General features: G+C 67.2%; 10 protein-coding genes. 6 read left to right on the plus strand and 4 right to left on the minus strand.

Annotated features, from left to right (window positions below):
- From L540_RS18250 to L540_RS18270, 5 genes are all read left to right on the plus strand, one after another.
- Positions 1–2,181 (plus strand): TadG family pilus assembly protein, encoded by a 2,181-nt coding sequence (locus L540_RS18250; protein ID WP_043214812.1) that lies wholly within the window; start codon positions 1–3, stop codon positions 2,179–2,181.
- 9 nt (positions 2,182–2,190) lie between these two features.
- On the plus strand, positions 2,191–3,573 hold the full coding sequence (locus L540_RS18255) for a sigma 54-interacting transcriptional regulator (RefSeq protein ID WP_043214810.1): 1,383 nt from the start codon (positions 2,191–2,193) through the stop codon (positions 3,571–3,573).
- A 103-nt stretch (positions 3,574–3,676) separates the two neighbouring features.
- Entirely contained in the window at positions 3,677–4,372 is a 696-nt protein-coding gene (locus tag L540_RS18260) for a DUF2968 domain-containing protein (RefSeq protein ID WP_043214807.1), read from the plus strand.
- Between the two features lie 69 nt (positions 4,373–4,441).
- Entirely contained in the window at positions 4,442–4,882 is a 441-nt protein-coding gene (locus L540_RS18265) for a DUF1178 family protein (RefSeq protein WP_043214805.1), read from the plus strand.
- 147 nt (positions 4,883–5,029) lie between these two features.
- Complete coding sequence (locus L540_RS18270; protein WP_043214803.1) at positions 5,030–6,019, plus strand: porin; 990 nt, start codon at positions 5,030–5,032, stop codon at positions 6,017–6,019.
- 53 nt (positions 6,020–6,072) lie between these two features.
- Here the strand turns inward: L540_RS18270 and efp are convergent, their stop codons facing one another.
- The 3 genes from efp to L540_RS18285 form a co-directional block, all read right to left on the minus strand.
- Positions 6,073–6,630, minus strand: coding sequence for an elongation factor P (gene efp, locus L540_RS18275; RefSeq protein ID WP_043214801.1), 558 nt, complete (start codon positions 6,628–6,630; stop codon positions 6,073–6,075).
- Positions 6,631–6,789: 159 nt separating this feature from the next.
- The gene (gene earP, locus L540_RS18280; protein ID WP_043214799.1) at positions 6,790–7,878 is read right to left on the minus strand and encodes an elongation factor P maturation arginine rhamnosyltransferase EarP; all 1,089 of its coding nucleotides are present in this window, start codon (positions 7,876–7,878) and stop codon (positions 6,790–6,792) included.
- A gap of 6 nt (positions 7,879–7,884) precedes the next feature.
- The gene (locus L540_RS18285; RefSeq protein ID WP_043214795.1) at positions 7,885–9,084 is read right to left on the minus strand and encodes a DUF2863 family protein; all 1,200 of its coding nucleotides are present in this window, start codon (positions 9,082–9,084) and stop codon (positions 7,885–7,887) included.
- A gap of 163 nt (positions 9,085–9,247) precedes the next feature.
- Between L540_RS18285 and L540_RS18290 the strand changes: the two genes are divergently transcribed.
- Positions 9,248–10,030, plus strand: a complete 783-nt coding sequence (locus tag L540_RS18290; RefSeq protein ID WP_082149693.1) for a DODA-type extradiol aromatic ring-opening family dioxygenase — start codon at positions 9,248–9,250, stop codon at positions 10,028–10,030.
- A gap of 65 nt (positions 10,031–10,095) precedes the next feature.
- On the opposite strand, the gene acnA is transcribed toward L540_RS18290, so the two are convergent.
- Positions 10,096–12,801, minus strand: a complete 2,706-nt coding sequence (gene acnA / locus L540_RS18295; protein ID WP_043214790.1) for an aconitate hydratase AcnA — start codon at positions 12,799–12,801, stop codon at positions 10,096–10,098.
- Positions 12,802–12,882: the final 81 nt, after the last annotated feature.

A 12,882-nucleotide genomic window follows, 5' to 3' on the forward strand; every position in this document is an offset into this window, starting at 1 on the left:
ATGCATGGGCGCAGCCGAGCCTGGCGTCAACGCGGCTCCATCCTGGTGTCGGCCGCGCTCATCATCCTGGTCGGCATCATCCTGCTGGGCGGCGCCCAGCTGGGCTATTTCTATTACGTCAAGCGCGAGCTGCAAAAAGCCGCCGACCTGGGCGCCTTGACGGCCGCCCAGGTGCTGGACGGCACGACCTGCACCTGGGCCAGGACGGCGGCCACGGCCAATGCGCGCCAGAACCTGGGCAGCTATGCGGCGGCCCTTTCGCCGCCCCAGGTCGATTGCTATCGCTGGGACCCGGGCAATGCCGCGCTGGCGCCGCGCTATGTGCGCGCGCCCGGCGCCGGCGAGCGCCTGAACGCCGTGCGGGTGCAGCTCTCCCTGCCCGTGGCGGCGCTCTTTCCCTATGCCACCTCCCGCAATCTGGAGGCCGAGGCCGTCGCCGCGCGGCCGGCCGAGCCCGTGGCCGCGTTCTGGGTCGGCACGACGCTGGCGGCGACCCAGGCCGGCGTGCTGACCAACCTGCTCAAGCAGGTCGGCCTGGACCTGAGCGGCACCTCGCTGGCCGGCTATGACGCCGGCCTGGCCACGGCCAAGATCACGCCGGCCGGCCTTTTGCAGCAGCTGGGCATCCCGGTGCCGGCCGATATTTCGCTGGGCGACTTCAATCAATTGCTGGCCGCCAATACGCGGCTGCTGGGCGACGTCCTGAATGCCGTGGTCACGGTGGCCGGCCGCCAGGAACTGCTGGCGGCCAATGTCGGCCTGCTCAATGCCGTCCAGAGCAAGCTGGGCGTGTCCAACCTGAATCTGCGGCTCGGTTCGGCGGGCAACCTCTCCGGCCTGTTCGCCAATATCACCGGGCCGGACGTGGGCTCGGCGCTCAATGCGCAGCTCAACGCCCTGGATGTGCTGGCCACGGCCATCGGCGTCGGAAGCAAGGGCCATGCCGTCGAGGTCGGCCAGTCCCTCACGGTGCCCGGCCTCTTGACCATCAGCGCCAAGGCCAGCGTGATCGAGCCGCCTTCGATCGCCATCGGCGGCGTGGGCGCCCAGGCCTATACCGCCCAGGTGCGCGCCTTCGTCCAGATCAGCACGCCCAACAAACAGCCCGTCTCCCTCCTGGGCAATCTGGTGAGCTTCAACCTCAATATCCCCCTGACCGTGGACGTGGTCTCCGGCAAGGGCACGATCACCAGCCTGTGCACGGCGCGCGATGCGCAGAGCCGCGACCTGGCGACGGTGCGGGCCGACGCCGCGCTCATGCGCATGTGCATCGGCGGCCCGCCGGCCGGGGCCGACGCCAATTGGCCGTTTTCCACCCAGTACAGCTGCGATGACAGCTACGCCAGCCAGCAATTGCTCAACCTGTCCGTCCTGGGCGTGAGCCTGGCCAATCTCAACACGGCCAAGGTCAATGTCGCGGCGCTGCCGTCCACCGGGCAGGCCGATTTCTATGCCGGCCAGACCCAGACCCTGCCGCCGGGCGGCAACCCCCTGGCCATCGGCGCCACGGTCAAGAATCTCACCGACGCCCTGCTGGGCCTGGTGGTGGGCAGCGGCCTGAACAATAGCTCGCTGCTCAACGCGACCAACCAGGGCAAGGTGCGCGACCAGCTCGCGCAGCAGCTCTGGGACGGCACGGCGACGTCGGTCTGCTCGGCCAACACCCCCAGCTGCCGCGGCAACCGCCTGACAGCGGCGCTCAACCAGGTCAAGGACGCCTCCTCCGGCCTGGGCGGTTTCCTGGGCGGCCTGACGGGATCGACGGTCAATATCCTCGGCAGCCTGCTGACGCTCAATATTCCGGGTCTGCTGCAAGGCGTGGGCAGCCTGGTCAACGGGGTGCTGGGCGTGGTGGGAGGGCTGCTCAATGGCTTGCTGGACGTGCTGGGGCTCAATAGCTGCAGCGGCTATATCGCGGGCAGCGAAGCCGGCTGCCTGAATCAGCTCAAGAGCGCCTTGAGCACCACGCCCAATAATGCGCCCGGGGCCGGCAATGCATCCAATGCGGTCACGGCCCTGGTGGGCCTGCTGCTCAAGATCCTGCAGCCGGCGCTGGACGCCGTGGGCGTCTCGGTGCTGCAGCCGCTGATCAACAATACGCTCGGCCTGAAGCTCGGCCTGACCGATGTGCACATGCTATCCGTGGATTGCGACGGGAAAGGAGTACAGCTTGTCTACTGAGAGGGTGTCATGAGCGAAGCGCGGCTCAACGACGGCCTGGACGTCTATGTGTGGGAGGGCAGTTCGGATATTGCCCTGAGGACCGAACACGCCCTGACGGGCTACGACGCCACGGTCATCCACGCCGATGCCTCGGCCACCTCGCTGCCGCAGGATCGCGATGCGACGCGCCTGGCGGTGGCCGTGGTGTCCGTGACCATCATGGGCGATGGACGTTTTTCCAGCGACTGGCTGGCCACGCAAGGCATCCCCGTGATCTGGGTGGCCGGGGAGGAGCGCAGCCATGACCGGCGCTTCTATCCCCCCGAGTACTCCTACACCCTGCCGCTGGCCTTCAGCGGCGCCGAACTGCGCCGGCTGTTGTTCCGGGTGGCCGGCATCGCCCAGAGCGCCACGGCGCCCGATGGACCCAGGCCGACGCCGGCCCTGGTGGCCGAGTCGCCGGCCATGCGCAATCTCCTGGCCGAGGCCGGCATGTTCGCCGACTGCCGCTCCAATGTGCTTATCCATGGCGAGACCGGCGTCGGCAAGGAGCGCATCGCGCGCCTGCTGCACGACGCGGCGTCCTGGTCGGCCGGGCCCTTCGTGGCGGTCAATTGCGGCGCCATCCCGGAAGGCCTGTTCGAGGCGCATTTCTTCGGCCACGCCAAGGGCGCCTTCACCGGCGCGGTCGGCGCGCACAAAGGCTATTTCGAACAGGCCCATGGCGGCACGCTGTTCCTGGACGAAATCGGCGACCTGCCGCTCTATCAGCAGGTCAAGCTGCTGCGCGTGCTGGAGCAGAACACCGTGACCCGGCTGGGTTCGGCCGTCGAGGTGCCGGTGGCCTTCCGCCTGGTGGCCGCGACCAACAAGGACTTGCGCGCCCTGGTCGCCGAGGGCGATTTCCGCGCCGACCTGTATTACCGGCTGGCGGTCATCGAGCTGCGCATCCCCAATCTGGAGTCGCGCGGGCCGGCGGAAAAGCGCGCGCTCTTTTCGGCCCTGCTGCGCCAGCACGGGGTCCAGGACGAGGCGCCGGCCTGGCTCCTGCAGCGCGTGGAAAGCCTGCGTTTCCCCGGCAATGTGCGCGAGCTGTCCAATCTGGCCGAGCGCGTGGCCATCGTCAGGCGGCAGTTGCAGGGCTGGGACCCCGGCCGCCTGGAGCGCATCCTGGACGGGCAGGGCGCGGGCGCGGCGGCCGGCGGCGCCCCGGCGGCGGCCGCCGCGCTGACCGAGGCCGAGCGGGCCGAGCGCGAGCGCATCCTGGCCGCGCTGGAAAGCCATGGCTGGCGGCGCCAGGATACCGCGCATCATCTGGGCATCAGCCGCAAGGTGCTTTGGGAAAAAATGCGCAAGCTGCGGCTGGGCGAAGCCCAGGGCGAGGCGGTTGACGGGATGGCCGATCTATAACGCGGGAAAAACGGTATTTCCCCCCCGGGTTTTCTGGGGGGAAACTGATACGAATATTCTCGATTAGTTGCTATAGTTCGGTACTCACCGCATAGGGGAAGGAATGAAGATCGATATCCTGGGGAAAGGCGCGCGCCTGGCCATGGCCGGCACGATCCTGTCCGCGCTGGCCGCCTGCGCCACCACCCAGCCGGAAGCCGAGCGCCCGGTGGTGCAGCAGGTCGAAAACAAAGACGCCGCCACGACGCCCGTGACGCCTCCGCCGCCCCCTGCGCCCGCGCCGCGGGCCGGTTCCACCGCGACCGAGCTGCAGGGGCTGATCCAGTCCCGCCAGGTATCGGAATTGCGCACGGCCTATAACGGCAGCTACGGCGCCAGCCTGTTGTTCAAGCCCGACGATCAAACTTATTTCGTCGCGCTGTTCCAACAAAAAGACTTCTGGCGCGTCGTGAAGACCCAGAGCTCGGCCCAGGCGGAAGCCACGTATCGCAGCTTCGTCACCCGTTCCGCCGAGCTGGCCGATATCGAAATCCGGCGCATCCGCCTGCAGGCCGAGTACAACAAGGCCGAGCAGCAGTTGGCGGCCCGCAATGCCGAGCTGGCCGCCTTGCAGGCCGACCAGGCCTTGCGCCAGGAGCAGGAGCAGCAGGTCGCGGCCCGCCAGGCGCAATCGCGCCAGGAGGCCCAGGCGCTCAACGACCAGAACAAGGACGTGCGCGAGCAGTTGCGCAAGCTGCAACGCCAGATCGACAGCCTGCAGGCCGAGCAGATGCGCCTGAACGCCCCGCGGCGCAAGTAAGGGGAGGCGCCGGCCGGAGCGGCTTTTCCAAGCCCTTGTTTTTCCGGCCGGATTCCCCATCTATCCGGCATGGCATTGAAAGTTTTCGATCTCCAATGCGAGCACGGCCATGTGTTTGAAGGCTGGTTTGCTTCGCATGACGACTATGACGCCCAGCAGGCCCGCGGCCTGCTGACCTGTCCTGTCTGCGCCTCGGCCGCGATCACCAAACGCCTGTCCGCGCCGCATCTCAATGTCGCGCATCTGCATCAGCCGGCGCCCGCGCCCGCCCCCGCCCCCGCCCCCAACGCCCTGCAGGCCGAAGTCATGCGCAAAGTGCGCGAGCTCATCCGCCAGACCGAGAACGTCGGCGCGGGCTTTGCCGCCGAGGCCCGGCGCATCCACGAGGGCGAGGCCGCCGAGCGCCCCATACGCGGCACCGCCACGGCCGACGAACGCGCCGAGCTGGCCGAAGAGGGCATCGAAGTGCTGTCCCTGCCGGCCTTTCTGGACGACGACCAGCTGCAATAGTCCCCCGCCTTTCCTGGCCGGGCCCGGACTGTAATCCCACTTTCCATTCTGCTTTCCTTTTTTCCGGTATTCGCCGCGGAAATCGCGGCGCTCCCGCGCGCGCCCGCACATTGCCTGCCGTCGGCACAGGCCGCAGAGGAGACCAGAATGAAGAAGACATTCGCCGCCGTGCTGGCGGCCGTGGTGTGTCCCGCCGCCATGGCGCAGTCGTCGTTGACGCTGTCCGGCGTGATGGACATGGGCATGAGCTATCGCAGCGGCGACGCCCAGAGCCGGATTTCCACGCGATCGGGCGGCCAGTCCGTGTCGCGCTGGACGCTGCGGGGCAGCGAAGATCTCGGCGGCGGCATGACGGCGTTTTTCAACCTGACCAACGTCTTCAATGCCGGCACGGGCAAGTCGGCGTTCGATGGCCGCCTCTTCAATGGCGCTGCCTACGTCGGTCTGCGCGCTTCGGCGGGCGAACTGCGCCTTGGGCGCCAGGCCGTTTTCGGCGGGGCCTGGGGCAGCCTGGATGCGGGCTTCGATGGCGGTTGGGCCGGCGCTGGCGACCTGGTCATGCCGGCCGGGCATGGCGACGTGGGGCCCAGCGCCATCGTCGACAAGCTCGTGAGCTACCGCTCTCCCGCGCTGGGGCCTTTCAAGCTCGGCCTGGGTTACAGCTTTGGCGTGTACGAGGCCGCCGAAGCGAAAGACGTCCGGCGCGACCATCTCTACACCGCCGGCCTGCGTTACGAAGAAGGCCCATGGTCGGCCGGCCTGACGGTCGATGGCCTCTTGCCGCGCGACGCGGAAACCCGCCGCCGCACGCGCAACCACCAGGCGACCCTGGCCTACCAGCAAGACCGTTTCGGCGCCAGCCTGGGGCTTGCCTGGCTGGTCAATGCCAACCGCGGGCCGGTCGCCGACCTGCGGCATTACTCGGCCATCGCGGCCGGCATGCATGTCGGCCTGGGGGCCGCCTCGACGCTGCGCCTGGCCGTGCAGCGCGCCGCCGCCCTGGATTTCTACAGCCTGGCGGCCGGCTACCAATACGATCTGTCCAAGCGCAGCAATCTTTACTCCTATGTCATCCATCGCCACGGCGGGCCGTTCGGACGCCAGATCTGGACGGCCGGCCTGCGGCATCGTTTCTGAGGCCCAAAAACAAACGCCCACCGGGAGGTGGGCGTTTGCGGCGCGTCGCGTGCTTAGTTGACGCGGCTGCGATACTCGTTGGTGCGCGTATCGATTTCGATCTTGTCGCCGATGGCGCAGAACAGCGGAACCTGCAGTTCGTAGCCGGTGTTGATCTTGGCGGGCTTGAGCACCTTGCCCGAGGTGTCGCCGCGAACGGCCGGCTCGGTGTAGGTGATTTCGCGGACCAGGATGGTCGGCAGTTCGACCGAGATGGCGCGGCCGTCGTAGAACACCACTTCAACCGGCATGGCTTCTTCGAGGTAGTTCAGGGCGTCGCCCATGCTTTCGGCCTCGATCTCATACTGGTTGTAGTCGGCGTCCATGAAGACGTACATCGGGTCGCCGAAGTAGGAGTAGGTGCACTCCTTGCGTTCCAGCAGGACGATGTCGAACTTTTCATCGGCCTTGTAGACAGACTCGCTGGCCGAACCCGTCAGCAGGTTCTTGAACTTCAGCTTGACCACGGCGGCGTTACGGCCGGACTTGTTGTATTCGGTCTTCTGGACCACGAGCGGGTCCTTGCCGACCATCACCACGTTGCCGACTCGCAATTCCTGAGCGGTTTTCATCGATTAAAACTCCGGGGGGTAAAGTGCGCGCTCGCCGTGCGTGCGCCTGAGCGGAGTTAACCATCTATGCGCGCCCCGGGAGGCTGTCAAAAAAGATCCTTGCAAGCGCCTGGGATACACGGGCGGGCCGGCCGGCAGACTCGCAGAAAACTCTCTATTCTAGCGCGTCTTGGTCAATTCCGCGCAGAAATCCGCAAGTGTGTCCCCTAAATCAGGGCGCGCGGCAAAGCCGGCGTCCCAGTCGCGGGCGGCCTGGCGCCATGCCTCCCAGGACGGACCCCGCAGGGCGGCCAGCAAGGTGGCGTGCCAGTCGGCGCCGGGCCGGGGCTCGTTCCAGAGAGAAAACAAGGCCCGGGCGGGGGCGGGCGCGGGGTAGCGCGCCAGCCAGGCCTGGAGTTTTTCCAGGTGGACGTTCTCTTCCTGGGGGTAGATCTGCCAGACCAGGGGGCGCGCCGCCCAGGCGGCGCGCACGAAAGAATCTTCGCCGCGCACGAAATTGATGTCGGCGCACCACAACAGCCGGTCGAAATCCGGCTGGCTGACAAAGGGCACGCGGGCGACCTGCAGCGCCGCGCCGGCGGCGTCTTCCAGGCCCGGGGCCACGCCCTGGGGCACGAGCAGCAGGGTGGGCGCATCGCCCAGGGCCGCGGCCAGCTCGCGGTAGGGCGCCTGCGGGTAGCAGAACAGGGTCAAGGTCCGGCTGTCCGGGTGGGCGCGCGCCACGCCCAGGCCGCGCAGAAAATCCGCTTGGGCGGGGCGGCTGGCCTGGAAGGCGTCGCGCGCCGCCGTCAGGCCGGGCTCGCGTATCAGCCCGCCCGTGGCGGGCGTGAAGCCGGGGAAGAAAAAGTGCTTCACCAGGCCGTCAGGGCGCTGCGAGGGCAGGCCATGGCAGCTTTCCACCCAGTCCTCGGCGCTCAGGTATTCCAGATTGATCCAGGCCGGCGGCGGCTGGCGCTGCCGCATGGCCTGGACAAAACCGGCCGGCGGATCGCAGGCAAACGCCTCGATCACCACATCGCCGGGCGTCAGATCGGGATGCTCGCCCCAACGGATGATGTCTATGCCCAGCAGCTGCTGGCGCTCGGCATGCGGATCGACCTCGGGCTGCAGGCGGGCAAAGGCCCGCAAATCATCGACCCAGAGGCGGATCCGCCAGCCGCGGCCCTGGCGCAGCCGCCGGGCCAGACGCCAGCACACGCCGATATCGCCGTAGTTGTCGACCACGCGGCAAAAGATATCGGCGCGCATGGCGGCTTAGTGGAACTTGGCCGGCACGGCCTCGGCGTCTTCCGGCAGTTCGGCATGCACCAGCACGCCCAGGGGATCGGGGAAGTAGGGCGCGCCGCAATCGTCGCAGAACTCGGCCTGCAGGCGGCCGGGGATGCGGCGGATCTCGCTCACGCCGTATTCCTTGAGCAGGGCGGCGATCTGGTCGGCCACGTCGGGCGCTTCATCGTCGGCCTGTTCTTCCTCGCGGCCGTACACCGGCCAGACGCAGCCGTAGTACACATCGTTGCTGTTGCGCGGCGTGAAGCCGATGCGGTATTCCTCGATGTGCTCCTGGCCGCAGGCCGCGATCACGGCGCGCAGCTGGTCGGCGGACAGATTGGTGGCGCCCTCCAGCCAGCTGACCGCGGCGCGCAGCGACAGCGGCCGCACGCGGCGGTCGGCTTCGCGGTTGCTGACGTAATAGGCGTCGGGCAGCAGGCACTCCAGGCCGCAGCCCGGCAGCAGCGTCGCCAGGGTGGGCATGGCCTGTTCCGACCAGCGGGCCAGGCAGGCATCGCGGCTGGCTTCGGCATCCTCGGGGCGTTCCTGCCAGCGGAAAATCGGCGCATGCTCGGGCACCGCCACGGCGGCGACCAGATAGCGCGTGTCGGCCAGCATATTGGCCGTCTCGGCCTCGGCGTCGATGATGGTGCGCGTGGGCGCGCCGCCCAAGGCCTGGCCGGCCAGGCGCTGCATCCATTGCGCGGTTTCGGCGAAGCTGCGCGGCATCTGGTCTATGCTCACCAGGTGCGGCAGCAGCGCCACGCGCGCGTCGCTCGCCAGCACATGCCCATGCAGCTGCGCCAGCAGCGCCTGCTGCGCGGCGGCCGGGATGGGGCCGGTGGGGATGGCGTAGCGCGTCCAGGCCACCACGGGCGCCACCAGCAGCAGCACGTCATGGCGCACGCCGTTCTTGTCGGCCTTCATCGACTCGGACAGCGTTTCGGCCTGCTCGATCAGCACTTCGTAGGCGCCGATATCCTGTTGCGCCAGGTGGTCCAGGGCCGCTTCCAGCGGCCCGTCGCTGCTTGGGCGCAGCAGCTTGCCGATCGCCTCGGCGAGCTGGGCTTCCCAATAGAGGTCCTCGAGCCGGCTGCCCGAGCGGTTCAGGGCCTGGGCAAGGCTGACCAGCCGGGTGGCATCGCGGTTCAGGCGGGGAGCGGTGGTGCTGCGGGTACGGGCCATGACTTCGTCGGGTCAAAAGATGCGTAACAGCGTAGTTTACCGCTCCCGACGTCCCGCCTCCTCAATTGTTGCCAATTCCGGAATGGTTCATGTGCGGATATGGGCTTTATTGCCAAAGCCCGTGCGCGCACAATGACATCATTCTCTTTCGGAAGGTACTGCCATGTCCTGGCCTGTTCTCTTCGTTTCCCATGGTTCTCCCATGCTGGCCGTCGAACCCGGACGCACCGGCCCCGCGCTGGCGCAGTGGAGCGCCGCCCAGCCGGCCAAGCCCGAGGGCATACTCGTGGTCTCGCCCCATTGGATGGGGCATGGCCTGGCCGTGTCCACCCGCGACCGTCAGATTGCCTGGCACGACTTTGGCGGCTTCCCGCCCGAGCTGTATCAGCTGCAATACAGCCCCGCGGGTTCGCCCGAGCTGGCCGCGCGCGTGCGGCGGGTGCTGGCCGCCGCGTCCATCGACGCCGCCGACGATGCCCGCCGTCCGCTGGATCATGGCGCCTGGGTGCCGCTGCGTTATCTGTATCCGCAGGCGGATGTGCCCGTCGTGCAGCTGGCGCTCGATGTCGGACGCGATGCCCGCGCCCAGTACGAGCTCGGCCAGGCCCTGGCGCCCTTGCGCGATGAGGGCGTGCTCATCATCGGCTCGGGCTCGCTCACGCACAATCTGCGAGATGTCCGCATGCCCCAGGCGGCGCCGCCCAGCGCCTATGTGCCGGGCTTCCAGCAGTGGTATGCGGACCGCCTGGCCGAAGGCGATCTGGAGGCGCTGTTCGATTGGCAGGCGCGGGCGCCGGGCGCGAGCCAGGCGCATCCGCACGACGACCACCTCATGCCGTTCTACGTCGCGCTGGGAGCTGGCGGCCTGCCCGCCCGGCGCCTGAACGACGAGATCAGCTATGCGGCGCTGGCCATGGACGCCTACCAGTTCGGCAAGGCGGACTGAGGCTTTTCCTCCGCGCCAGACAAAACGCCCCGGGAGACCGGGGCGTTTTGCTTGCCAGGCGCCGATCAGGCCGCGAGCAGCTGGCGCAGCACGAAGGGCAGGATGCCGCCGTGCAGGTAGTAATCCACCTCGATGGGCGTGTCGATGCGCAGCAGCAGGGTGACTTCCTGCTTGCTGCCGTCCTTGCGATGGATGGTCAGGGTGACGTCCTGCATGGGCTTGATGCCATGCTCCAGGCCAGAGATATCGAACGTCTCGTCGCCGCGGATGCCCAGCGATTGCGCGCTGTCGTCGCCCTTGAACTGCAGGGGCAGCACGCCCATGCCGACCAGGTTGCTGCGGTGGATGCGCTCGAAGCTGCGCGTGATGACCGCCTTTACGCCCAGGAGTTGGGTGCCCTTGGCGGCCCAGTCGCGCGACGAGCCCGTGCCGTACTCTTCACCGCCGAAGACGACCGAGGGCGTACCCTGGGCCACGTACTTCATGGCGGCGTCGTAGATGGACATCTGTTCGCCCGTGGGCTGGAACAGGGTCTCGCCGCCTTCGAAGCGGCTGCCGTCGGCGCGCGGCGGGATCATCAGGTTCTTGATGCGCACATTGGCGAAGGTGCCGCGCATCATGATCTCGTGGTTGCCGCGGCGCGAACCGTAGCTGTTGAAATCGGCCTTGAGCACGCCATGGTCCTTGAGCCACTTGCCCGCCGGCGAGCTTTCCTTGATGGAGCCGGCCGGCGAGATGTGGTCGGTGGTCACCGAGTCGCCGAAGATGCCCAGGGCGCGGGCGCCCTTGATCACCGGGATGGCGCCCGGCGCCATGCCGAAGTCCTCGAAGAAGGGCGGCTCGGCGATATAGGTCGATTCAGGCCAGTTATAGGTGTCGCCGGTCACGCCCTTGATGTTCTCCCACAGCTTGCCCGGATTGCTCTTGACCTGGCTGTAGTTGGCCTTGAAGGCCTCGGGATTCATGGCGTACTTCAGCAGCGCGTCGATTTCCTCGGTCGAGGGCCAGATGTCGCCCAGCCAGACATCGCCATGCTTGCCCTGGCCGACCGGCTCGGTCATGAGGTCGCGCGTCATGGTGCCCGCCAGGGCGTAGGCCACGACCAGGGGCGGCGAGGCCAGGAAGTTGGCCTTGATGTTGGGATGGATGCGGGCCTCGAAATTGCGGTTGCCCGACAGCACGGCCGCGCAGACCAGATCATTGCCGGTGATGGCTTCGTTCAGGTCGGCGGCGAGATCGCCGGCATTGCCGATGCAGGTCGTGCAGCCATAGGCGGCGATGTCAAAGCCCAGTTTTTCCAGGTAGGGCAGCAGGCCGGTCTTGGTCAGGTACTCGGTGACCACGCGCGATCCGGGCGCCAGCGAGGTCTTGATGTGCTTGGGGACCTTCAGGCCGGCTTCGACCGCCTTCTTGGCCAGTAGGCCCGCGGCCAGCAGCACGCTGGGGTTGGACGTATTGGTGCACGAGGTGATGGCGGCGATCAGGATGTCGCCGTTCTTCAGCTTGGTGCCGGCGCTGGTCGTGAAGACTTCGGACAGCTTCTGGGCGGGCTGATTGAAGCCGTTTTCGGCGATGGGCTTGGAGAACAGGTCGATGAAGGTGTTCTTGACGTTGCCGATCTCGATGCGGTCCTGCGGGCGCTTGGGGCCGGCCAGGGACGGCGCGACGGTGGACAGGTCCAGCGTCAGCAGCTTGCTGAAGCCGATATCGCTGGCCTTGGGCACGCCGAACATCTTCTGGGCCTTGAAATACGCCTCGAAGGCGGCAATCTCGGTCTCGCTGCGGCCCGTGCCCTTGAAGTAATCGATGGTGCGCTCGTCCACCGGGAAAAAGCCCATGGTCGCGCCGTACTCGGGCGCCATATTGCCGATGGTGGCGCGGTCGGTCACCGACAGGCTGGCCGTGCCCTCGCCACAGAACTCCACGAACTTGCCCACCACCTTCTCGCGGCGCAGCATCTCGGTGATGGTCAGCACCAGGTCGGTGGCGGTCACGCCGCCGCGCAGCTTGCCCTTGAGTTCGACGCCGACCACATCGGGCGTCAGGAAATACACCGGCTGGCCCAGCATGCCGGCTTCGGCCTCGATGCCGCCCACGCCCCAGCCGACCACGCCGATGCCGTTGATCATCGTGGTGTGGCTGTCGGTGCCCACCAGCGAGTCGGGGTAATAGACGTCGTTTTTCTTGTCATAGTGCACGCCGCGCGCCAGGTACTCCAGGTTGACCTGGTGCACGATGCCGAAACCCGGGGGCACGACGCCGAAAGTGTCGAAGGCCTGCATGCCCCACTTCATGAACTGATACCGCTCGCGGTTGCGCTGGAATTCCAGCTTCATGTTCAGGTCGAGCGCGTTCTTGGTGCCGAAATAATCGATCATGACCGAGTGGTCCACCACCAGATCGACCGGCACCAGCGGCTCGATGCTCTTGGGCGACTTGCCCATCTTCTCGGCCACCGAGCGCATGGCGGCGATGTCGGCCAGCAGCGGCACGCCGGTGAAATCCTGCAGCACCACGCGCGCGACCACGAAGGGGATTTCTTCTTCGCGCTTGGCATTGGGCTGCCAGTTGGCCAGCTGGCGGATGTGCTCCTCGGTCACCTTCTGGCCGTCACAGTTGCGCAGTACCGACTCAAGCACGATGCGGATGGACACCGGCAGGCGCGAGACATCGATGCCCAGGGACTTGCCCAGCGCGGGCAAGGAGTAGTACTGACAGGTCTTCTTCCCGATCTTGAAGGTCTTCAGGGTGTCGAACGTGTTGTGCGGCATGATGAACTCCAGTTGTGTGACCGCGTAAAGCCGCCATTTTCTGGCGATTCTGCGCGTTTGTCATGATAGGGCGGGCTCGGG

This window comes from Bordetella pseudohinzii (assembly GCF_000657795.2).
GTDB lineage: Bacteria > Pseudomonadota > Gammaproteobacteria > Burkholderiales > Burkholderiaceae_B > Bordetella > Bordetella pseudohinzii.